The sequence below is a fragment of the Arthrobacter oryzae genome (assembly GCF_030718995.1).
GTDB classification, from domain to species: Bacteria; Actinomycetota; Actinomycetes; order Actinomycetales; family Micrococcaceae; genus Arthrobacter; species Arthrobacter oryzae_C.
Window position 1 is genome coordinate 269,988 of the sequence record NZ_CP132204.1, and the last position, 22,853, is coordinate 292,840.

At 66.1% G+C, this 22,853-nt stretch carries 18 protein-coding genes; 6 read left to right on the forward strand and 12 right to left on the reverse strand.

Annotated elements, in window-relative coordinates:
* Nucleotides 1-15: 15 nt before the first annotated feature.
* The 4 genes from Q8Z05_RS01225 to Q8Z05_RS01240 all read left to right on the forward strand — a co-directional run bounded on the left by Q8Z05_RS01225 (nt 16) and on the right by Q8Z05_RS01240 (nt 4,237).
* Nucleotides 16-1,899, forward strand: a complete 1,884-nt coding sequence (locus Q8Z05_RS01225; RefSeq protein ID WP_305941724.1) for a S8 family peptidase — start codon at nt 16-18, stop codon at nt 1,897-1,899.
* A 220-nt stretch (nt 1,900-2,119) separates the two neighbouring features.
* Entirely contained in the window at nt 2,120-3,040 is a 921-nt protein-coding gene (locus Q8Z05_RS01230; RefSeq protein WP_305941725.1) for a WXG100 family type VII secretion target, read from the forward strand.
* Nucleotides 3,041-3,089: 49 nt separating this feature from the next.
* Complete coding sequence (locus Q8Z05_RS01235; RefSeq protein ID WP_305941726.1) at nt 3,090-3,740, forward strand: hypothetical protein; 651 nt, start codon at nt 3,090-3,092, stop codon at nt 3,738-3,740.
* Nucleotides 3,737-4,237 carry a hypothetical protein gene (locus Q8Z05_RS01240; RefSeq protein WP_305941727.1) on the forward strand — a complete coding sequence of 167 codons (501 nt, stop codon included), beginning with the start codon at nt 3,737-3,739 and terminating at the stop codon, nt 4,235-4,237. The genes Q8Z05_RS01235 and Q8Z05_RS01240 overlap by 4 nt, the downstream gene beginning before the upstream one ends.
* An 18-nt stretch (nt 4,238-4,255) precedes the next feature.
* On the opposite strand, the gene Q8Z05_RS01245 is transcribed toward Q8Z05_RS01240, so the two are convergent.
* The 4 genes from Q8Z05_RS01245 to Q8Z05_RS01260 form a co-directional block, all read right to left on the reverse strand.
* Nucleotides 4,256-6,115 (reverse strand): ABC transporter ATP-binding protein, encoded by a 1,860-nt coding sequence (locus tag Q8Z05_RS01245; protein WP_305941728.1) that lies wholly within the window; start codon nt 6,113-6,115, stop codon nt 4,256-4,258.
* Between the two features lie 74 nt (nt 6,116-6,189).
* Nucleotides 6,190-7,701, reverse strand: coding sequence for an IMP dehydrogenase (gene guaB / locus Q8Z05_RS01250; RefSeq protein ID WP_305941729.1), 1,512 nt, complete (start codon nt 7,699-7,701; stop codon nt 6,190-6,192).
* Between the two features lie 209 nt (nt 7,702-7,910).
* The gene (locus tag Q8Z05_RS01255; protein ID WP_305941730.1) at nt 7,911-9,965 is read right to left on the reverse strand and encodes an acyltransferase family protein; all 2,055 of its coding nucleotides are present in this window, start codon (nt 9,963-9,965) and stop codon (nt 7,911-7,913) included.
* Entirely contained in the window at nt 9,962-12,037 is a 2,076-nt protein-coding gene (locus Q8Z05_RS01260; RefSeq protein ID WP_305941731.1) for an acyltransferase family protein, read from the reverse strand. Before Q8Z05_RS01260 ends, Q8Z05_RS01255 begins: the two co-directional genes overlap by 4 nt.
* A gap of 216 nt (nt 12,038-12,253) precedes the next feature.
* Here Q8Z05_RS01260 and Q8Z05_RS01265 point away from each other — a divergent pair, with 216 nt between their 5' ends.
* Nucleotides 12,254-13,222, forward strand: a complete 969-nt coding sequence (locus Q8Z05_RS01265; protein WP_305941732.1) for a DUF389 domain-containing protein — start codon at nt 12,254-12,256, stop codon at nt 13,220-13,222.
* Nucleotides 13,223-13,240: 18 nt separating this feature from the next.
* Here Q8Z05_RS01265 and Q8Z05_RS01270 read toward each other — a convergent pair whose 3' ends face one another.
* The 6 genes from Q8Z05_RS01270 to Q8Z05_RS01295 form a co-directional block, all read right to left on the reverse strand.
* Nucleotides 13,241-14,332 (reverse strand): flavin-containing monooxygenase, encoded by a 1,092-nt coding sequence (locus Q8Z05_RS01270; protein ID WP_305941733.1) that lies wholly within the window; start codon nt 14,330-14,332, stop codon nt 13,241-13,243.
* Entirely contained in the window at nt 14,329-14,676 is a 348-nt protein-coding gene (locus tag Q8Z05_RS01275; protein ID WP_305941734.1) for a hypothetical protein, read from the reverse strand. Before Q8Z05_RS01275 ends, Q8Z05_RS01270 begins: the two co-directional genes overlap by 4 nt.
* A 95-nt stretch (nt 14,677-14,771) precedes the next feature.
* On the reverse strand, nt 14,772-16,412 hold the full coding sequence (locus Q8Z05_RS01280) for a LuxR C-terminal-related transcriptional regulator (protein ID WP_305941735.1): 1,641 nt from the start codon (nt 16,410-16,412) through the stop codon (nt 14,772-14,774).
* Nucleotides 16,413-16,591: 179 nt separating this feature from the next.
* Nucleotides 16,592-18,202 carry a chaperonin GroEL gene (gene groL / locus Q8Z05_RS01285; RefSeq protein WP_305941736.1) on the reverse strand — a complete coding sequence of 537 codons (1,611 nt, stop codon included), beginning with the start codon at nt 18,200-18,202 and terminating at the stop codon, nt 16,592-16,594.
* Nucleotides 18,203-18,286: 84 nt separating this feature from the next.
* Nucleotides 18,287-18,580 (reverse strand): co-chaperone GroES, encoded by a 294-nt coding sequence (gene groES, locus Q8Z05_RS01290; RefSeq protein ID WP_003805290.1) that lies wholly within the window; start codon nt 18,578-18,580, stop codon nt 18,287-18,289.
* 206 nt (nt 18,581-18,786) lie between these two features.
* Nucleotides 18,787-19,185: a hypothetical protein gene (locus tag Q8Z05_RS01295; protein ID WP_305941737.1), complete on the reverse strand. Its 399-nt coding sequence runs from the start codon at nt 19,183-19,185 to the stop codon at nt 18,787-18,789.
* 68 nt (nt 19,186-19,253) lie between these two features.
* On the opposite strand from Q8Z05_RS01295, the gene Q8Z05_RS01300 reads away from it, so the two are divergent.
* The gene (locus Q8Z05_RS01300; protein ID WP_305941738.1) at nt 19,254-20,498 is read left to right on the forward strand and encodes a class I SAM-dependent methyltransferase; all 1,245 of its coding nucleotides are present in this window, start codon (nt 19,254-19,256) and stop codon (nt 20,496-20,498) included.
* Between the two features lie 16 nt (nt 20,499-20,514).
* On the opposite strand, the gene Q8Z05_RS01305 is transcribed toward Q8Z05_RS01300, so the two are convergent.
* Complete coding sequence (locus Q8Z05_RS01305) at nt 20,515-21,324, reverse strand: shikimate 5-dehydrogenase (RefSeq protein WP_305943450.1); 810 nt, start codon at nt 21,322-21,324, stop codon at nt 20,515-20,517.
* A gap of 79 nt (nt 21,325-21,403) precedes the next feature.
* On the reverse strand, nt 21,404-22,834 hold the full coding sequence (locus tag Q8Z05_RS01310; RefSeq protein WP_305943451.1) for a glycoside hydrolase family 3 protein: 1,431 nt from the start codon (nt 22,832-22,834) through the stop codon (nt 21,404-21,406).
* Nucleotides 22,835-22,853: the final 19 nt, after the last annotated feature.

Below are 22,853 nucleotides of genomic sequence, written 5' to 3' on the forward strand. Positions count from 1 at the left end.
AGGCGCCACCGCATCGTGGCCCTGTCGCTCGCCGCAGCAGTCGGCACCCTGGCCTTCGCCAGTTCGCCGGTCTTCGCCACCACTGAGGGCGGGGACGCCGCAGCCGGACCGGCCGCGGCCCAAACCGCCACGGTCCAGGACGTCGCCTCCGGCGAGGCCTATACGAAATTCATCGTGGTTTACAAGGAGACGGCGGCAAACGCCACCCCGAACGGACGCGCCAATGCGTGGGGCAAGGCGGCCGGCTCCCAAGGCGTGACCGTGAAGGAAGTACGCACCCTGGCTACCGGCGGTACGCTGATCGAGGCGGACAAGGCACTGTCCGGGCAGGACGCCCGGGATTTCATGGCGGACATTGCGGCAACCGGGGCGGTGGAGTCCGTTGAGCCTGACGCCCGGATGACCGTTGCGCTCACGCCGAACGACCCCCGCTACGGGGAGCAGTGGGATTTCACCGCCACGAACGGCATGCGGATCCCCGGCGCATGGGACGTCGCCACCGGGACGGGCGTGACAGTGGCGGTTATCGACACCGGGATCACGGCCCACGCCGACCTCGACGCGAATGTGCTCCCGGGCTATGACTTCGTCTCCGACGCCACCGCGGCGCGCGACGGCAACGGCCGCGACGCCAACGCGCAGGACCAGGGCGACTGGTACGCCGCCGGAGAGTGCGGGCAGACGACGGCCGGCAACAGCTCCTGGCACGGCACCCACGTCGCCGGCACCGTGGCAGCCGTGACCGGCAACGCCACGGGTGTTGCCGGCGTCGCACCCAACGCCAAAGTGGTGCCCGTCAGGGTCCTGGCCAAGTGCGGCGGATCACTGTCCGACATTGCCGATGCGATCATCTGGTCGGCCGGCGGAACGGTCTCAGGCATCCCTGCCAACGCCAACCCCGCCAAGGTCATCAACATGAGCCTGGGCGGATCCGGCTCCTGCGGCAGCACCTACCAGGCTGCCATCGATTCCGCAGTGTCCCGCGGAGCCACGGTGGTAGTCGCGGCCGGCAACAGCAACCAGGACGCTTCCGGATTCCGGCCCGCGAACTGCAACAGCGTTGTGAGCGTGGCTGCCAGCAACCCGAGCGGCAGCCTTTCCTACTACTCCAACTACGGCGCCACGGTGGACCTGACCGCGCCTGGTGGTGACGTCAGGGTGACCGGCGGCGGCATCCTCTCCACCATCAACACGGGCACCACCACGCCGTCCTCCGCCGGTTACGCCAACTACCAGGGCACGTCCATGGCCGCTCCCCACGTGGCCGGGCTCGCCGCGCTGATGAAATCCAAGACGTCCTCGCTCACCCCGGCTCAGGTCGAGTCCACGCTCAAGCAGGGAACCCGGGCCATGCCGGGCGGCTGCACCACCGGCTGCGGCGCAGGACTCTCGGACGCCACCAAGACCATGGGCCTGCTCGGCGGGACCACTCCCCCGCCGTCGGGCAACCTGTTGCTGAACCCGGGCTTCGAAGAGGGCGCGGTCTCGTGGACCTCCGACCATGCCGACACTTTTGAGACCGGAGCCAATGCCCGCACGGGCACGCGGTTCGCCGGGCTCAACGGCTGGGGCCAGGCAACGTCCTACAAGCTAGACCAAGCGTTTGCTGTCCCCTCCACCGTGTCTGCCGCGCAACTGTCCTTCTACTTGAAGGTGCAGTCGGACGAAACCACTGCCAGCACCGCGTACGACACCCTGAAAGTCCAGGTCATCAGCGGCGGAACCACCGCCACGCTGGCCACCTACTCCAACCTCAACGAGTCAACCGGCTACGTCCAGAAGCAACTGGACCTTTCCGCCTACAAGGGCAAGAGCGTGACCCTGCGCTTCCTGGGCGTCGAGGATTCATCGCTGTCGACGTATTTCTTCCTTGATGACACCTCCGTGACCGCCTCCTAGCCCCCACGCGGGCACAAGTATTGAGGGAACCGCCGGCTGCGCATTCTTGCGCCGCCGGCGGTTCCTGCGTGAAATGCCCCGGCTGGCAGTCTGGTACCGCCGTCAGACGCCGACAACGAACCCGGGGACAAGTCCCCATCGCGTGGCGTCGGATCATGGAATAGTTTGAACTGACACGCCGCAGGCGGGTATCACCGGCAGGAACAATTTGGGGGAAACTATGGCGCCAGGCTTTTACGGTGCTGACATCGAACAGCTTCGGGCACTGTCAAAATCCCTGGGTCAATCAGGGACCCGGCTGAAGAACGTGGAATCCAGCGTCAATTCGCTGGTTCAATCTGCTGCCTGGAAGGGCTCAGACGGGGACAAGTTCCGCACTGAATGGACTTCCACCCTGCGCCCCATGCTGAACCGGTCTTCGGAGTCGCTCAACAGCCAGTCGAAAGTCCTGCTGGCCCATGCCAGCGAGCAGGAACGAGCCAGCGAAGGCGGCGGCACTACTTCGTCCCCTGGACCGGCTGCCCCTGCCCCGGTGTCCCCTGCTCAGGGTGCCCCGGCACCGGCGTCCCAGTCGACGCCGGCTGCGGTTCGGAACTGGGGCGATGCCTTTACGGACCCCAACTACGAACACGCGCCTTCGGGACTTGAATGGCTGCTGGAGAAGTGGGGGGCTGACGACGGCAGCGGGGCGTCGAAGATCACGAGCGCACTTCAGTTTGTGGCCGACAAGTTCAGTTGGAACATCGACCTGGCGAAAGTCGAAGCCGGCACCAGCAAGTTTTTCGACTCCATGAAGGTGGTGGGCAAGGGCCTTGTGGTGCTGGGCATGGGTCTCGGCGTCTTGGACATCATGTCAGGCTACGAGAACCGTGATCCCTTCCGCGTGGCCGATGGCGCCGTAGGAGGAGGCCTTGCCCTTGCCGCCGGCATAGCCGCTGCAACCGGCGTAGGCCTGCCCGTCGCGGCCGCCATTGGCGGCGCCGGCCTACTGTGGGGTCTTGCTTCCATGGCGTCCGGCGATGTTCCGGTCACCAAGAGGATCTGGGACTTCGGTTCGGGGGTAGTGGGCGGGGTGAAAGACCTTGCCAACGGTGCCAAAGACGCCCTGGGGTGGGCGGGCGGTAAGCTCGGATTCGGCTAGCTGAGCGGCACCCTGAGAAAGATGCGGCACCAGCGGATAAAAGGACTTCATGACTGAGCAGAAACTGCCCGACGCGGCGTACCGCGTCACGAGCCACGAGATTTTGGCGTTGCTCGCCTTCGAGCCGGGACCCGGCACGCGACTGACCCGCCGGGCGCTGGGGCTGGCGGACCTGCCGGACGACCACGACCTGGTCCGGGCCGGCGTCGGCACCCTTAACGTCAGGGATACCGCCTCGGTTGATGGTGAGAAGGTCAGCCTTCACGGCCCCGCCCGCCACCTCGCCCGGGTCTTCAGCTCCGCAACGCTGTGGTTCGACATCACCAGGGTTGGGCCGGACGCGGTGGCGCCGGCCTATATTGCAGACTCCCCCGTTGGCCGGGTGGCACTCTTCCTGCGTCCCCTGAGTGAGTACGTGTGCCTGCCCATGAATGAAGGTGCGGCCATCATGGACATGGTGGAGGCCACAGTCAACGACGCCGTCGCGGAAGCCACGTCGCCGTCCGGCGGGATCGTAACCTCCCGCCGCTACGACGGCACGGCTGAGCCCGCCATCGCAAACATCAAGGTGCTAGAGAACGGTGTCCTCCAACTGGCCGCAGCCCCGCTCGACGACAGCGGCCAACTGACGGTGAGGGATCTGGCGGCCGGGGAAAAGCCTGGCGCGGCAGTCCGCGCGCTCCTGTCGGTGCCGGCATGACGGGCACGGCCACGGATCCCCGCGCGACGGCCGTCGGCTTCGCCCAGCGCCGGTCCTGGGTTTTCTCCGCCTGGTGGTATCCCGGAGTACTGGCGATCTCGGGAGCAGTGCACGCGGTACTCGCACTGGTCCTTGGGCAAAGCCCGGAACTGGGACTTTTCATGGCAATCCTCGGCGCAGTCTTCGCGTCCTTGGGCTGGGTCTTCACAGTGTGGCCGCGGTTTACGCGCAAGGCCCCAAAGCCTGCTTCGGACATCCCCCGGGTGGAGCAGGGAATCCGGATCACGCCTGGCATGATACGGACCGTCCTGATCGCCAGCGCATTGGGCATTGCTGCCCTTGTGCTGTTCACGCCCAAGGGCGGCTGGCCGGAAACGCTACCCATCCTGGGAATGCTCATGACGCTGCCGCTGGGGGTAGCCGCAGGGCTGGCATATACCCGCCGGCTCATGACGAACAGTGCCGAACTGTACGCCCGGTGGCTCGAACGCCGCTGAGGCCGCCCGGCGCACCGGTCAGACGCCCTCGGCTTCGTCCACGGCCAGCTGGGATTCGAACATCCTGAAGTAGCGGCCCCGCAGCGCCACCAGCTCCTTATGGGTTCCCTGTTCCACAACCCTTCCGTCCTCGAGCATGTAGACAACGTCCGCTTTCTCGATCGTCGCGAGCCGGTGGCTGATGGCGATGATGGTGCTGCTGCGGTCGGCGAAGAGGCGGGTGAAAATGCGGTGTTCGGCGAGGGCGTCGATCGCCGACGTCGGCTCGTCCATCACCATAAAGGTGGCGTTCCGGTAGAAGTTCCGGGCCATTGCCAGTCGCTGCCACTGGCCTCCGCTGAGTCCGCTGCCCTTGCGGCCGCGGGGATCCTCCATCCAGTTGCTGACGTGGTTGTCCAGGCCATTGGGCAGCTTGTTGATGAACTCCAGGGCCTCGGCGTCGGACGCCGCCCGCCGGATCCGCCCATCGTCCCGCGGCGAATCGACGTCGCCGAAGAGAATGTTCTCCGCTGCCGTGGCGAACTCATACTTGAGGAATTCCTGGCTCAGCACCGCCAGGTGGCGGTGCCAGGACTTGACGTCGACGGCGGCGAGGTCGACGCCGTCGAGCATCACCTGACCCGAATCCGGGCGGTACAGCCCCGCCAGGATCCGGATCAGGGTGGACTTGCCGGCGCCGTTCTCTCCCACAATGGCGATGTGCTGGCCCTCCCGGATGGTCATGGTGATGCCGCGGATCACTTCGATGTCGCTGCCGGTGTACGTGAAGCGGATGTCCCGCAGCTCCACGGTTTTGGGGGCCTGCAGCAGCGGCGGGGCGTGCTCGGAATGCACCGGCAACGCCATAAAGAGTTCGTAGTCCTTGAGGTTGGCCAGGTCCTCGTCGATGGAACTGAGTGAGGAGACGAGGTTGTTGGCGGTGGACAGTGCCCTGCTGACGATCTGCTGGACGTACAGGAACTGGCCCACCGGCTGGGCACGGGCGATGATCTGGCCCACCACCCAGATCAGCGACACAACCTCGGCGCCGTACTGCAGGGCGTCCGCCGCCAGCTGCTTGGGAATGTAGCGTTTCTGGAAATCCAGCCGCCGTTTTTCGTCAGCGTCCCGGAGTCGGGAGCGGAGACCCATGAGGTAGCCGACGATCCCGTACAGGCGCATCTCGGCAATGTGCTGGGGGCGCAGCAGGTTGGTCTCAATCATCCGGCGCTGGCGGCGCGAATCGACCTGGGTGTTCCAGTGGGCGATCTGCTCGCGGGAAAGCTTGAACTGCAGGTAGACGCTGGGGACGATGGCCACCAGGACGATCACGGCGATCCACCAGCTCACCAGCAGGAGGGCTCCGACCGCCAGGATCACCGAGACCAGCTGCGTGAAGATCGCGGCAATCCGGTCCAGGACCCGGGCGTAGGAATCGGAGAACCGTTTGGCGCGGTCGTACAGGTCCACCGTTTCCTTGTCGTCGTATCTCCAGAACTCGAGTGCAAGGAACCGCTCGTACATGAGGTCCCCCACAATCGCTCCCACCCGGAAGCTCATAAGCTGCTGGATGTAGCGGTCCACGCTGCTGAAGGCACCCCAGAACAGACCCAGGGCGGCCGTGATGATGACGTAGACGATCGCCTGCTGGCCGGCGGCCGCGTCGCCGGAATACGCGGCGGCCAGGGCGGTGGTGGTCAGGGCGGCAAAGTAGGTGGTGACCAGCGGCAGCAGCGCCGAGATCAGCGAGCCAACCACCTTCATCACGACGGCGGCAGGCGAGGCCCGGAAGCTGACCCGCAGCACCTGCGCGACGGCCCGGGCGTAGGGCCTCAGTGCCAGCCGCCGCTGTGGTTCCCTTTTCGGGTTCAGTTCGGCGGGGTGGCGTGGTTGGGACATGGCTCCAGCCTAATCCCGTGCGCAGACACAAACGGGCCGCGGGGACAGTTCCCCGCGGCCCGTTTGAACAGGGACTAGCGCGAACCGTAGTTCGGCGCTTCCACCGTCATCTGGATGTCGTGCGGGTGAGACTCCTTGAGTCCGGCCGGGGTGATGCGGACGAACTTGCCGCGCGCCTTCAGCTCGGCCACCGTGGGGGCGCCGGTGTAGAACATGGTCTGGCGGAGTCCGCCCACCAGCTGGTAGGCAACGGAGGCCAACGGACCACGGTAGGCCACCCGGCCCTCGATGCCCTCAGGAATCAGTTTGTCGTCACCGGAGACGTCGGCCTGGAAGTAGCGGTCCTTGGAGTAGGACGTGTTCTTGCCGCGGGTCTGCATGGCTCCGAGGGAACCCATGCCGCGGTAGCTCTTGAACTGCTTGCCGTTCACGAAAATGAGCTCACCCGGTGACTCGTCGCAACCGGCCAGCAGGGAACCGAGCATCACGGTGTCGGCGCCGGCAACCAGCGCCTTGCCGATGTCGCCCGAGTACTGCAGGCCGCCGTCGGCAATCAGCGGAACGCCGGCCGGGATGGCCGCTTTCGCGGACTCGTAGATGGCGGTAATCTGCGGGACACCCACACCGGCAACAACGCGTGTGGTGCAGATGGAGCCCGGACCCACGCCTACCTTGATGCCGTCGGCGCCGGCGTCGATCAGGGCCTGTGCGCCCTCGCGGGTAGCAGCCTGGCCCCCGATGATGTCCACGTGGGCGGCCGCGGGATCCGACTTCAGGCGGCGGATCATGTCCAGCACACCCTGGGAGTGACCGTTGGCGGTGTCCACGAAGAGGGCGTCCACGCCGGCGTCCACGAGGGTCATGGCACGTTCCCAGCCGTCACCGAAGAAGCCGATGGCTGCGCCGACCCGGAGCCTGCCTTCATCGTCCTTGGTGGCAAGCGGGTACTGCTCGGCCTTCGTGAAGTCCTTGGTGGTAATGAGGCCCTTGAGCCGGCCCTGGTCGTCAACCAGCGGGAGCTTTTCGATCTTGTTGGTGGCGAGCTTGTGCGAGGCTTCCTCGCGGCTGATGCCGACGTGCCCGGTGACGAGGGGCATCTTGGTCATGACGTCGCTGACCAGGCGGATGGGGAAATCAGCTTCCGGCACGAAGCGGGTGTCGCGGTTGGTGACGATGCCCAGCAGCCGCATGCCTTCATCCACTACCGGCAGGCCGGAGACGCGGTACTGCGAGCAAATCTCGTCCAGTTCGGCGAGCGTTGCTTCCGGACCGATGGTGAGCGGGTTGGTGATCATCCCGGACTCGCTGCGCTTCACGCGGTCCACCTGGTCCGCCTGGTCCTGGACCGACAGGTTGCGGTGGACCACGCCGAGGCCGCCCTGGCGGGCCATGGCGATGGCCATCCGGGACTCCGTGACGGTGTCCATCGCGGCGGACAGCAACGGGGTCTGGACGGAGATGCGCTTTGAAATGCGCGAGGAGGTATCTGCCTCTGACGGGATGACGTTGGTGTGCCCTGGCAGGAGCAGGACGTCGTCGTAGGTCAGGCCGATAAAGCCGAACGGGTTGTGTTCGGGCTGGGTCATGAGTGCGCCTCTTACCTTAATTCCGGGGTTCACGGGTAGGGGTTGCAGCTGATGACCAGCCCGTCATTACGGGACTGGCCTGTGCAGATGGTGGTGCCTTGGTGCCGAAGTATTGAATAAATTCTAGAACCTCGGCGGCGATCCCCATATTCCGCGGCGGTAATGTGAGCAACCGCACGCGCCGCCTCCGGCCCGCCGGACATCCGGCATCAGGTCCAGCCGGTGGCGGCCAGCAACCGCTGCTCGAACATGGGAATCATGCTCTGCACGTACGTCTTGGTCAGGTGGTTGTCATCCTTGTAGACGTAGACGTTGCCAACCACTGCAGGACATATTCCGCCCGCGCAGATGAAGTCGCTCAGGTCCATCAGGTGCAGGCCTTCCACCCCCCGGTATTGCTCCAGGGGCGACGACTCCGCGAGCGATTCGCCAAGCGGCGGGTTGCAGTCGGTTGCGTCAGCGCCCTTCTTTTGGACGCACTCGGGCATATTGAAGGCAAACCGCGGGTTGTCCCGGACCCCCACCACGTCCATTCCGGCGTCGGTGAACGGCTTAATGCCTTCCAGGTAGCCGGGAACTTCCGTTTCGAACGGGGCATCCGTGTGCGTCAGGGACGCAACGGTGAACACGGCATCCGGCCTGTGCTCCAGGACGTAGGCGGCGCTTGCCTTGTTGAAGGCATTGCATTCGGCGTCGCGCTCGGCAGACTCGGCACCAAAGCGGCAGTTGCCCTTGAGGAGCGTGACCACTTCCCAGCCATGTTCCTTGGCGATCGGCCCCAGCGCAGCCATGTACTGCTGCGCGTGCGAATCGCCCAGCACCACGATCCGTTTGGTAACCACCTCGGGCTTGCTGTTCTGCAGGCAGCCCGAGAGCAGCGGATCGCTCGGCACATTCGCGTCGGTGCACAGTCCGTCGATGTCCGCCCACTCATTCTTCATGGCGGCCGGCGCCGGAATGATCTTCGCTTCCGGCGTCGGTTTTCCCACGTTTTCGGGGGTGAGGGCAGCTGCACCCGGAGTCAGTTCCCTGGGCTGCGCCGCAGCGGCGGCTTCCTCGGCAGTCAGTTTGGTCTGCCAGAGGGACACCGGCCCTGCGAGCAGGGCCCCGCAGGCCACAATCACGACGGCGTTCCGCCAGATCCGCCGTTGCGGCCAGTGCCATTCCCGCAGGGGCTTTTCCACGAACCGTGTGGTGAGCACGGCCATCACCACGGAGGCCGCCACGATGGCGAGGCCCTGGAAAAGGTTGGGCGAGACGACACCGGTGCCGGCGAGGGCGAGGACCAGGAGCGGCCAGTGCCACAGGTACAGCGCATAGGAGTTGTCTCCGAGCGACACGAGGGGCTTCCAGCTCAGGAGACGGTCGGCGCCAAAGCGGCTGCCGGACTGGCCGGCCACAATGATTGCCGCGGCGGCCAACGTGGGCCACAGCGCCACGAAACCCGGAAAGGACCGGTCCACTGTCAGCAGCAGGCCGCAGGACACCATGGCCGCCACGCCCGCCCATCCCAGGATGACGCGAAGCAGCCGGCCCGGCCTCAGGTACGGAAGAGCCAGCGCCAGCAGGGAGCCCAGCGCGAATTCCCACAGCCTGGTCCGGGTGTCAAAGTACGCGTAGGCCTGGTTAGTGGCCGTTTGCTCGATGGAATAGGCCAGGGAAGCCGCGAAAATGACCCCGAAGGCGAGGGCCAGCAGCAGCCGGTAGCTGATCGCCGGACGCCGCAGTAACCGGTGCAGCACCGCGGCACCGGCGAACACCAGCGGCCACAGGATAAAGACCTGCCCCTGGATGGACAGCGACCAGAAATGCTGCAGGGGGCTGGCCCCCGAGTGGTCCTGGGCGTAGTAGTCCACGGCCGAGTCCGCGAGCAGCCAGTTCTGCCGGTAGAGCAGTGAGGCCCACGCCTGGTCCAGGACGTCCGGCCAGCGGCTCTGGGGAAGGATGGCCCAGGTGCCCGCGAGGACACCCAGGATAACGACGACGGCGGCCGGCAGCAGCCGTTTGAAGAGGTGCAGCCAGTGGCTGACCAGCTTGAGCGGGCTCCCGCTTTCCACCTTGCGTACAAAGGAGAGCGTGAGCAGGAACGCGGAAATCAGCAGGAAGATATCCACTCCGCCGGACACCCGGCCAAGCCACACATGGTAGGTGACCACCATCAGGACTGCCAGCGCCCTGAGGCCCTGGACCTCGGGCCGGTACCCCTTCCTGTCCGCCTTTTTGGTTCTTTGCCTTGCGGCTTCGCTCAGGACTTCCGCTGTCATTGATCCTTCCAGCCCGTGGCCGCCATGAGCCTCTCCCCGAAAACGGAGGACATGCTGGCGACATAGGTACGGGTGAGGTGGTTGTTATCCAGGTAGACAAAGGTATTTCCGACAACCCCTGGGCAGTAGGTGCCGTCACAGATCAGGTCCGTCATGTCCACAAAGGCCAGGCCGGGGACTTTTCCGTCCAAGCCGGCAAGAGGGCTCTCGGCCGCCAGGAGGTTGGCCTGGGCGGGCCGGCAGTCCGGACTGTCCTCACCTTTGGTGACCACGCAGTCCGCCATGTTGAAGTCGAAGCGGGGATTGTCCCGGATGGCTACAACGTCAATTCCCAGGTCCGTCCATGTCCTGGCGCTTTCTTCAAGTCCCGGGGTGAGGACTTCCGCGGGGGACGACGGAGCCGCGGCGGTCCCGACGACCATGATGGCGTCCGGCGGGTTCCGGGTAATCTGCTCCGCCACGGCGTCGTTATAGCTCTTGCAGTCCGGGTTCGTTTCTTCCAGCTCGGGTGTTGCGGGTTGAACCTGGCAGCCGCCCTTGAGCATCGCGTAAACCGTCCAGCCTTGTTCCTCGCCGAACTTTCCAATCGCTGCAAGCCACTGTTGCGCATGCGAATCACCCAGGACCAGTACGGATCTGACCGGATCCTCGGAGGGTCCGCTCTGGCTGCAGGTGTCCCTGATGGCGTCGTCTTCAGGCTCCAGGCCACCGGTGCACGGGCCGGAGAGAGTAGCCCAATCCGCTGGCAACTGCTCCGCTGCCGGGAGTATCGCCGCGTCACCGTCGCTCCGGTCAACAAATCCCGGAAGAAGGGCCTGCGCACCGGGGTTGTTCCGTTCGGCGGCGGCCTGCGCCGCCGTTGTCGCGAGATGCTGCTGCACCTGGATGCCCGTCAAGGGGACAACCACGGCGAGCAGGCATGCGGCCACCGCAATGGAGGAACGACGCCGGTTGGCTTCCGGCCACTGCCACTCCCGCCACGGTTTTTCGATGAACTTGGTGGTCAGGAATGCCAGGCCCATCGCGACCACAATGATGACGGTTCCGGAGATGGGCCCCGCCTGGTCCCGGCCCGTGGCCGCCAGCGCGATGACCAGGACGGGCCAGTGCCACAGGTACAAGGCGTACGAGTTGTCACCGAGGCGGACCAGCGGGCCGGTGCTCAGGATCCGGTCGACGCCGAACCGGCTGCCGGTTTGTCCTGCTGCGATGACGCCCGCGGCTGCGAGGGTGGGCCAGAGCGCTGCGACGCCCGGGAAAGCAGCCTGGACATTGAGCAGGATCCCGCAGCTGAGCATGGCCGCAATGCCCAGCCAGCCCAGGACGATGCGACCGGACCTGGGAATCCGCAGTCCGGGGAGGATCAGTGCCACCAGCGTGCCGAGCGCGAATTCCCACAGCCTTGCGCCGGTATCAAAATAGGCCTGGGCCTGGTTGGTGATCGTGAAAATGATGGAGTAGACCAGCGAGACCAGGAAGACCCCGGCGAAGATGTAGCACAGCAGGATCCGGTAATGCAGCCGGTATTTCTTCGCCAGGAACGCAGCGCCGGAAAAGATCAGGGGCCATAGGATGAAGACCTGGCCCTGAATCGACAGGGACCAGAAATGCTGGAACGGACTGGCCAGGCTGTGGTCGGTTGCGTAGTAATCCACTGCCCGGGACTGGAGCAACGCGTTTTCATAGTAGAACAGGGAGGCCCAGGCCTGATCCACGATGTCCAGCCAGCGGGTGCGCGGCAGCAGCAGGTAGCTCGCCGCCAGGGTTGCGGCAATCACTGTGACTGCCGCCGGCAGGAGCCGCCGGAACAGGTGCAGCCAGTGTTTGATGAGGGCCATCGGCCTGTTCTGCTCATAGCGGCCCACGAACTGCAGGGTCATGAGGAACGCGGAGATCAACAGGAAGACGTCCACGCCGCCGGACACGCGTCCAAACCAGACGTGGTAGCTGACCACCATCAGCACGGCCAGTGAGCGGAGCCCTTGGATTTCAGGCCTGTATTTGGATTTTCGGCTCGGTCCAACGCCTGCGCCACTGCGGCGCGGCGAGGCCAGGGCTCTCGCTACGGACATAGAAAAACCCCTCAAGCGGATAACCAAAGCATCCATGTTACCGATTCGTAACTTTTATCGCCAATCGCCGGCGCAGGCGGGAAGAACCCCCGGCTTCCATTAAGGCACTGCACGCTGGGAGTTTCCAGAGGAGGGTCCCGTGCCGGGGCCGGCCGGGAAACTAGGCTGGTAACGACGCCGGCTCGCGAAACCGGCTAAACCGGAGGAGTTGCCACAGTGATCGTTCAGGTGCGCATTTGCATCCCCGCCGAGCTCTCCGACCTGGTGGTGGAAAGCTGCACACAGCAAACCGGCGCGGCGGAGGTGGCCGTGCACAAAGGCGCGTCCGTCCAACCGCCCGGCGATGTTGTGGTGGCCCACGTGGCCCGGGAATCGGTCGAGGAACTGTTGGAAAAAATGCATGCCCTGAAGGTTCAGGATCTGGGCTCCATCGCCATCTCCATGCCCGAACTCATGTTGTCCCGGCGTGCCGACAGGGCTGAAGCCGCAGCGCCCGGCGACGGCGCGGACGCCATGATCTGGGATGAGGTGACGCGCCAGACAGGCGAGGATTCGCGGCTCACCTGGAGTTACCTGGCGTTCCTGGTCCTGGCCACCCAGCTGGCCGCGATCGGGATCGTCACGGACTCCACCATCGCCATCGTCGGGGCAATGGCTGTCGGACCCGAGTTCGGGCCGCTCGCAGCCTTGGCTGTCGCGCTGGCCCAGCGCAAATGGAAACTGGGACGCAGTGCCGCATTGGCACTGGGGGTCGGCTTTCCCGTGGCCATGCTCCTGGCGGCGCTGACTGCCTGGCTGTCAGTACCGCTGGGGCTCTTTCCCGCCAACACCCTCGACACCGGGTCCGCCGTCGAGTTCATCTACCACCCCGGCCCGTACTCGCTGATCGTTGCCGTGCTGGCCGGTACTGCCGGCATGCTCTCCGTCATCAGCCGTCGCTCTGCAGCGCTGATCGGTGTCTTCATTTCCGTGACCACGGTTCCCGCCGCAGGATACGTGGCCGTTGCCCTCGTTCTGGGCGAGTACCAGAAGGCGGCGGGGTCGGCCCTGCAGCTGCTGCTGAACCTCGTGGGCATCGTGGTGGCAGCCGTTGCCGTGCTCATCTTCTACCGGGTCATCACCAAACGGCTCCCGGAGAACATGGCCCGGCGGCTGCGGCGCCAGGCGTTGCGCGCCCAGGGCTAGCCCGCGGCTAGCCCGTGGCTAGTCCGTGGCCGGGAGCCTGCCGGCCAGGTACCTGGCGTCCCGGCATGCGCCCAACAGGGTGGCCGACACCGCGGCGTACATGAATTCCTCTCCCAGGAAGAACAGTCCAGGCATGTCTGTGGCGACGCCGCGGTGCTGCCTGGGCCGCCCGTCGTCGTCGAACACCCGGGGTTCGACCCAGTCGAAGGATTCGCGGTATCCGGTGCACCAGATCACGTTGGACACATCGCTGAGGGGACTGCCCGCCACAACGGGGCGTCCGTCCTGCACGCCGGTCACCCGCGGGACAAACTCGACGCCGGCGGCAGCCAGGTCCTTGCTTTTGGTCCTGATCAAAGGGTCCGCGTGCGCCAGCTTGTGTGCTGCAGCCTTGCGGCCCACCGGTGTGCCCAGGGTGAGCACGTGGAGCCCCAGGAACCGCACCACGGGGAAGATGAAACGGGCCGCGGTCCTGCCGTGCCGCACCGGCAGCTCACCGCCCGGCTTGCCTGCGATGACCGTGGGGTGGGTCCGGCTGACTTCAAGGGCGATTTCCGCGCCCGAGTTTCCCAGTCCCACCACCAGGACCCGGCCTTCCCGGAGCTGGCCCGGATTCCGGTATTCGCTGGAGTGAAACTGGACAATGGACGGGTCAAGGCCCGGCGCGAAGTCCGGCAGCCTGGGCGCCTGCGTGCAGCCGGTCGCGACAACCACGTTGCCGGCTTCCCAGCGGCGGCCGTCCGAGACTGCAACGTACCGCCCCTCCTCCCGCCAGAGCTTCTCGACCCGGACACCGGTGCGGACCGGAAGGGCAAAAGCGGTGGCGTAGGCCTCAAGGTAATCAGCCAGCTCATCCTTGCCGGGAAAGGACAAACCGTCTCCGGGGAATGGCATACCGGGGAGGCCGTCAAACTTTGCCGGCGTGAACAGCCTCAGGGTGTCCCAGCGCTGCCGCCAGGCGTCACCGATCCTCGGATTCGCGTCCAGGATCAGGAACCTGCGGCCCTGGCGCTTGAGGTAGTGGCCCATGGCCAGGCCGGACTGCCCACCTCCGATGACCAGCGTGTCGAGCACTTCGACCGCCCCGCCGTTGCCGTCGATGTTGTTCATTGCGGTGCCTCCTGTTCAACCACTGCGGATACCTTCGATGAGCTGTCCCCGGCAATCCCCGGCCGCCCTGCCTCCGGATCCCGCCGGCCGTTCCTGTACCGCAGCCACCACACGAGCATCAGCGCGGACGCCAGAACGTACACCGTGTGGAGCAACCAGATCGGCCCCGCCGGCAGGTGGAAGACGTACACGGAATGAACAACGTTGGCCACATTGCTCAGGACCAGGTTGCCCAGGCTGTAGGACTCCAGGTCCTTGGTGCGCGCCGCCTTGAGAAGCATCGGCAGCATTCCAAGGGCAAACAGCACGGTGGAGAAGGTGCCGGCCAGGAGGGGAATGTTCATAGTTCGACACTAGGTCGGCGTCCCTGCGGCCCGCGTCGGCAGAATTATGCATCTTGCCCCGGGGCCGGGGTGGGTATTTGTATGCAGCCTGCGGCTTACCCTGTGAGCCCGTGGTCGTAGGCGTACCTGGTGGCGGCAACCCTGGACTGCAGCCCCAGCTTGAGGAAGATGTTGCTGATGTGCCGCGCGACGGTCTTTTCACTCAGGTAAAGCTCACCGGCGATCACGCGGTTGGCTTTGCCTGCCGCCACGAGCCGGAGCACTTCGAGTTCACGCGGCGTGAGTGGTTCGGGCGGCGCGTCCTGCGCGTGCGTGTACTGGAGCGAGGCTGCCCAGGCAGCTGCCGGGGCAGCGCCGAGGGCAAGGAATTCCGCGTGTGCCGCCTCGAAGTCCATCTCCGCCGAGTCGTCGTCGCCGGATGCGCGGCACGCCTGGCCCACCAGGGTGCGGCAGCGCGCGGCTTCGAACGGAACGCCCAGTTCCCGCCAGAGAGTCCACGCCCGCCGCAGGACCGCCTGAGCTTGGACGGGTTTTCCTTCGGCAAGCATGACTGCCCCGCCGGCCTGGCAGGAGGCCGCCTGCAGCATGGGCATACCGCAGTCCTGCGCGACGGCGGCAAGCTCGTCGGCGGACCGCCGGGCAGCGTCGGTGTCCCCCGCTGCCAGCTCAATCTCCACGAGCGCCGGCAGCAGGTGGCGGCGGGTGCCGAGGTCGGCGGCGTCGGCAGCCCTGCGGATGAGGGCCTGGGCGGAGGGGATATCGCTGCGGGCCAGCTTCAGCAGGGCGAGCCCCGGCTGGGGTTCATAGCCGCTCCGCCCGGCTTGCCGGTAGCATTCCTCTGCCGCAGCGAACTGACCCTTCAGCCGTTCCACCTCACCCTGCTGGTAAAAGCCGCCGTAGAGGGCCTGATAGTCCCCCGCCTCGGACAGCTGCTGGGCCTTCTTCGCGGCGCTGACGGCGTCATCCCAGGCCCCGTGCAGGCGATACAGTTCGGCGCGGTGGGCCTGGCACTGGCCGCTGTAGAGGACCATGTCCGGCCGTCCCCCACACCACCGGTCCAGTGCCGCCGTCCATTCCAAGGCCCTGCGCAGGTCGAACGCAAGATGGCAGCTGCCAATGACGGCGCAGTAGATGATGCCCGAGGGGACCGGCGAAAGTTCCCCCGCGGTCACGGCAACCATCACCTCGTCCAGGAGGCCAAGGCCGGCGCTGATGTCGCCGAGCATCAAGCTGGCCTGGCCGGTACCCAGCAAAGAGAGCGACATAAGGTCGCGGTCCTGGAACCTTTCGCCGACGGCCAGGGCATCTGCGAAGACCCTGCGGGCTCCTTCAGCATTGCCCCCGAACAGCATGCCCAGTGCCGTGGGGAGAAGCACCAGGCCCTCCACTGCGCAGGGTTCGCTCAACTCGGCCGCAAGCCGTCCGGCACGGGCAAACCAGCCCGTGCCGCGGGCCATCTGGCCGGCGTTCATCAGGTGTATGCCGATCCACCCGGCGCACCGTGCCGCACCGGGCACATCGCCGACGACGAGGTATTCCTCATGGGCGCGGGTGAGGGTGTCAATTCCCGAGGCAAACTTGCCGGTCAGGATTTCCACGGTGGCCAGGCGTTCGAGGTCGGGCGCAGGAAGCCCGCCGCGCTGGTCGGCGTCCAGCAAGTCCTCGAAGGCCTCGGTCCAGCGATGCCCTTCGAAGGCGGAACGGCCCCGGTCAAGGCCGGCTTCAGACGATGCCATGATGCCTCCCCGCACCTTTTAAGCGCCACGGTACGCCGGGGTGCCGGGGTGCACAAGCGTCCGCAGAAAGGCCGGGAAAGGAGTGCCAAGAGGTCGACGGGCACCAAAAAGGCCGGCCCGGCGAGGGCGGTTCCTGGGAACCTCCCGCGCCGGCCGGCCTTTACTGCACTGCCTGGAAGCTAGTGCTTGTGACCTGCGTGCTCGTCCTCTTCGGCCGGCTTTTCGACAACGAGGGTCTCGGTGGTGAGAACCAGCGCTGCGATGGAAGCGGCGTTGCGGAGGGCTGCGCGCGTCACCTTGACGGGGTCGATGACGCCTGCAGCGATGAGGTCTTCGTACTCGCCGGTCTTGGCGTTGAAGCCGTGGTGGACGGCGGATTCCGCAACCTTGGCAGCTACGACATAGCCGTCAAAGCCGGCGTTCTGGGCGATCCACCGTACAGGCTGGACCAGTGCGCGGCGGACGATGCCCACAGCAGCAGCTGCATCGCCTTCAAGGGCGGTGACTGCGGGGTCCTCGTCCAGTGCCTTGAGGGCGTGGATGAGGGCGGAACCGCCACCGGCAACGATGCCTTCTTCGAGGGCGGCGCGGGTGGAGGACACTGCGTCCTCGATGCGGTGCTTCTTTTCCTTCAGCTCAACCTCGGTGGCTGCGCCAACCTTGATCACGCCGATGCCGCCGGCCAGCTTGGCCAGGCGCTCCTGAAGCTTTTCCTTGTCCCAGTCGGAATCGGTGCGGGTCAGCTCGGCGCGGAGCTGGGCAACGCGTGCCGCAACGTCCTCGGCCGATCCGGCGCCGTCAACGATGGTGGTGTTGTCCTTGGTGACCGTGATGCGGCGTGCCGTGCCGAGCACCTCGAGGCCGACGGAATCCAGGCTCAGGCCGAGTTCCGGGGAAACAACCTGCGCGCCGGTGAGCGTTGCAATGTCCTGCAGCATGGCCTTGCGGCGGTCACCGAAGCCGGGAGCCTTGACGGCAACGACGTTCAGGGTGCCGCGGATGCGGTTGACGATCAGCGTGGACAGGGCCTCGCCCTCGACGTCCTCGGCGATGATGAACAGCGGCTTGGAGCTCTGCAGCGCCTTTTCCAGCAGCGGCAGGAAATCCTGCACCGAGGAGATCTTGCCCTGGTTGATCAGGATGAGCGCGTCTTCGAGGACTGCTTCCTGGCGTTCAGCGTCGGTGACGAAGTACGGGGAGAGGTAGCCCTTGTCGAACTGCATGCCCTCGGTGAGGACCAGTTCGGTCTGCGTGGTGGAGGACTCCTCGATGGTGATCACACCATCCTTGCCGACCTTGCCGAAAGCCTCGGCCAGGAGCTCGCCGATCTCATCGCTCTGGGCGGAGATGGCTGCCACGTTCGCAACCTGGGTGCCCTCGACGGGACGCGCGTTCTCGAGCAGGCGGGCTGCGACGGCTTCAACCGAGACCTCGATGCCGCGCTTGATCTGGCCCGGGGCGGCGCCGGCCGCAACGTTGCGCAGGCCTTCCTTGACCAGTGCCTGGGCGAGGACGGTGGCGGTGGTGGTGCCGTCGCCGGCGACGTCGTTGGTCTTGGTGGCGACTTCCTTGGCCAGCTGCGCGCCAAGGTTTTCGAACGGGTCATCCAGTTCGACTTCGCGGGCGATGGTCACGCCGTCGTTCGTAATGGTGGGAGCGCCCCACTTCTTGTCCAGCACAACGTTGCGGCCGCGCGGGCCAAGCGTCACCTTGACAGTGTTGGCGAGCTTATCGATGCCGGCTTCAAGCGACCGGCGGGCAGCGTCGTTAAACGCAAGCTGCTTTGCCATGGTTTTGTCCTTTCGAGACAGAAACCCCGCGCCGCTGACCTGTCGGAAATGAATCAGACTGATCGGCGGCGCGGGGTCAAAGAGTTACTTTACGACGATCGCCAGAACGTCGCGGGCGGACAGCACGAGGTACTCGGTGCCGCCGGTCTTGACTTCGGTTCCGCCGTACTTGGAGTAAATAACAACGTCGCCAACGGCAACGTCGACCGGAACGCGGTTGCCGTCTTCGAAGCGGCCGGGGCCTACTGCAACGACTTCGCCTTCCTGCGGCTTCTCCTGTGCGGAGTCCGGGATGACCAGGCCGGAAGCCGTGGTCTGCTCGGCTTCGAGCGGGCGAACAACAATACGATCCTCAAGAGGCTTAATAGAGACCGACACTCGGACCTCTCCTTTTCGTCAGCAAATTCATGGACTGGAAAACTGTTGCGCCTGAGCGTGCAAACCGTCGTCGCGGTGCCGGCAGCAGCGTGGCTGGCAGTTCTTCATGTGTTAGCACCCTCCTAGGGAGAGTGCTAATGATGACTCTATGTAAATCGTTAGCACTCGGTCAAGGCGAGTGCCAGAATTTCGTCCCGGGTGAACGGCTAGCGTCCTGCCAGGTCCTCAAAGTCGACGTCGTCGCCGCCGTCCGGGTCGTCGTCGTTCGCCACGTTGCGGTTCCTGTAGAGCACGACGGCGGCGGCGAGCGCCGTAACAACCGAGGCGATCAGGAACACGAGGGCGCCCGTGCGGACTGCGGTGTACGACTCGCGGATCTGCCGCGCCTCCTCGGTGTCGTCCTGGATGTTCTGGCCACCCACCGAGTAGACAGTCGCGTTGAAGGAGTCCAGGAAGAAGATGATCACCAGGAGTGCCAGGCAGACCACGGCAATGGCGGCTCCGGTGATCAGCGCGGGGCGGGCGTACCTGGCAAGGCCCGTGTGCTGGTGGTGGTCATTGCTCTGATCATCGACCGGTGGCTGCGGCCCTGCGCTGTCTTCCATGCCTCCAACCCTATCGGCACCGCGGGCACCGGGCTGCTCGATGCGTCGTCTCGATTAGGCTTGATGACATGGCTGACGCACCGCAGGACCTGATCGCCCCCCTCCTGACCAGCGAAGGCTGGGAGCTGCTGGCGTCGCTGGGTCCGTACCGGGAAGATGAAGCGTTCAAGCTCAATGAGTCCCTGCGCAAGGCCGGCCACTCCCCCGCACTGGTGTCTGCCGCCCTCACCCAGTCCCGGCTGCGGACCAAGGCTGAGGCCAAGTTCGGTGAATTCGCCAGGCAGATGATCTTCACTGCGGCCGGGTTGGAGCAGGCCACACGCCTCACCGTCGCAGCCCGGCACGCGGAACGCTTCGCCACTGCGGGAATCGAACACGTGGCTGACCTCGGCTGCGGGCTGGGCGCCGATTCGATGGCCCTGGCCTCCATGGACATCAGGGTGACCGCCGTGGAGATGGACGAAACCACCGCCGCCTGCGCCACCATGAACCTGATTCCGTTCCCGCACGCCAGTGTGGTCCACTCGGATGCCACCTCAGTCCCGCTCGACGGCGTGGGCGGCGTCTGGCTCGATCCGGCCCGCCGCACCACCTCGACGTCAGGCACGCGGCGGATCTGGGACCCTGAGGAATTCTCCCCGCCGCTGTCCTTCGTGGAATCCCTCGCCCACTCCGGACTGGCGGTCGGCGTGAAGATGGGGCCAGGCATCCCGCACGAGTCCGTGCCGGCCGGTTGCGAGGCGCAGTGGGTTTCGGTCGGCGGGGACGTTACCGAGGTGACGCTGTGGTTCAACGCGGTCAGCCGGCCAGGCATCCGCCGGGCGGCCCTGCTCCTGGGCCCGCAAGGCGCTGCGGAAATCACCAGCACCGAAGAGTTCGATGCCGGACCGGTAGCCCCCGTGGGCCCCGTGGAAGGGTACTTGTACGAGCCGGACGGAGCAGTCATCCGGGCCGGGCTCGTGGCGGATGTCGCGTTGCGGCTGGGCGGCCACCTCGTGGACGAGCACATCGCCTACATCTGCGCGCCGGAGCTCGTGGACACCCCGTTCGCCAGGGCCTACAAAGTCCTGGAGGTCATGCCCTTCAACGTCAAGGCGCTCAAGGCATGGGTGAAGCAGAACAACATCGGCGTGCTGGACATCAAAAAACGGGGCACGTCGGTCACACCGGAGGAGCTGCGCAGGCAGCTCCTCGCCGGAGGCAGGAACGCAGGCAAGGGGTCGAAGGGCAAAAAGACGGCCACCCTGGTCCTCACCAGGATCGGCGAGGACCGGGTGGCCATCTCGGTGGAACCGGTGCAGGACCGGGTTTAGGCCACGTTCCCCGCGGCTACTGCGCCCGCATGAAGTCTTCGGCCGCCCGGACCTGCTCGTCCGTGGGCCGGACGCCCGTGTACAGCACAAACTGCTCCAGTGCCTGGATCGTGGCTACTTCCGCGCCGGTGATAACCGTCTTTCCGGCAGCCCGGGCTGCCTTGACGAGGGGCGTTTCAGCCGGCAGCGCAACGACGTCGAACACCACCTTCGCGGCATCCACCGCCTCCGGCGGAAAGGACAGCGAGTCGGAGTCGGGTCCGCCCGCCATGCCGACGGGCGTGACGTTGATGATCATGTCCGCCGTGCCGCCCGCCTCCGCAGCGGGCAGTTCGGCACTCCACTTGAATCCGTAGAGATCGGCGAGCGCCTTCCCGGACGCCTCATTGCGGGCGATGATCGTGACGTCGGAGAATCCTGCGTCGCGGAGGGCGGCCGCGGTGGCCTTGGCCATGCCGCCGGATCCCTTGAGCAGCACCGAATAGCCGGCAGGGACGGCATTGCGCTGCAGCAGCTGCTCGATCGCGGTGTAGTCGGTGTTGTAGGCCGTGAGGCGGCCGTCGTCGTTCACGATCGTGTTGACCGAATCGATGGCCTTGGCCGAGGGGTCCATGGCGTCAACCAGTGCGATGACGTCTTCCTTGTACGGCATGGACACCGCGCAGCCACGGATGCCCAGGCCCCTGACGCCCGCGATGGCTTGGGCGAGGTCCGTCGGCGCGAAGGCCTTGTAGATCCAGTTCAGTCCCAGCTGCTCATACAGATGGTTGTGGAAGCGGGTCCCGTTGTTGCTCGGCCGGGCCGAGAGGGAGATGCACAGGGTCATGTCTTTATTCAGAATTGGCACGGGTCCATTAAACGCCCCCGCAGTCCGGACAGCACTGTTCCGCCACGCGGCAGCGGCGTCAGCAGCCGCTTCCGGGCGCATGGGGTCCGACGGCGGCGGGCAGCTTTCCGGTGGCCGGCGCCTTGCCGGCCAGGACCGCAGCCAGAGCGTTGAAAGCCTCCTGGCTGCGGCCGTACAGGGCCACTTTGGCCGGGGCCGCCGATCCGGCCAGCGGCCACGGCGCATCGAGGGCCACGACGACGTCCCCTTTCGCGGGCGGCCCTTCGAAGCCGATCAGGGTCACGAGCGGACCGGTGCCGATCGCGATACCGGCCGCACGGGCGGCCTTGGCAAAGCGCGCCCGGTCCTGTTCACTGCCGCCGGCAACCCGGACGCTGCCGGGCACTATCGGTCCGTGGCACGGTCCCGCGAGGACGGTGACTGCCGCCGCCGAAACACGCTGGGAGAGCGCGGAGCCGCTCCCCGGCGCGGCTCCCTGCGGTGCAGGGGTCCGGGCGCGCCACAGAATCATGGTCACCACCCGCTGCGCCGCCTCGTCGAGGCGCGAGGCCGGCACAGCGCCGGACTTGACGGCCTCCACCACCGCAGCATGCGCCCCCGCCACATCCCCTGGCATGAGGAGCAGGTCCGCTCCCGCGGCCAGCGCCTTCGGCGCCGCGGAGCCCCCGGGGAACTTCTTCTGCACCGCTCCCATGTTGAGCGCATCGGTTACGGCCACACCCTTGAACCCCATCCCGCGGAGGGCGTCGTAACTTGGTTTGGACAGCGACGCCGGGACGCCGGGCTCCAGGGCCGGCACGGAAATGTGGCCCGTCATAACCATGGGCAGCCCCGCATCGATGGCGGCCTGAAAGGGCTTCCAGTCCTTCGCCCGGAGTTCCGCCACGGTTGCTTTCTGCACGGGAAGGTTCTCATGCGAATCGACGGACACGGAGCCATGCCCCGGGAAGTGCTTGACGGACGGAAGGAGCCCGGCGGCCAGCATTCCCTGCGCAAAGCCGACGCCCAGGCGTGAGGCCGCGTCGGGATCGCCGGACAGGGCCCTGGCACCGATGGTGGGATCCTGCGGGCCCGCCGTAACATCCGTGGCCGGAGCGAAGTCAGCGGTGAATCCGAGGCCTGCCAGCTCCGAGGCGAGCGCCTTGCCGCCGTCGGTTGCAAGAGCTACGCTGCCGGCGGCGCCGTAGCTCATCGGGGCCGGCCATTCCGTGAGCGGCGCGCGCAGCCTCGCCACCACTCCGCCTTCCTGGTCCACACCGATGACTGCGGGCCAGGTGCGTCCGTCCGCCCGGGCAGCCTTCTGCAGGAGGCCTATGCCGGCTGCCATCGCGGCGGTGTCCACTGTTCCGTCGGAGGACAGCGGCACGTTGTCACCCATAACGATTGATCCGCCCAGGTGCAGCCGCTCGATAGCGGCCGCCTGGGCAGCGAAGTCGGTTCCCGTGAAGAACGGCATCAGCACCTGCCCGGCCTTCTGTTCAGTGCTCATTTTCGCGACGGCTGCGCGG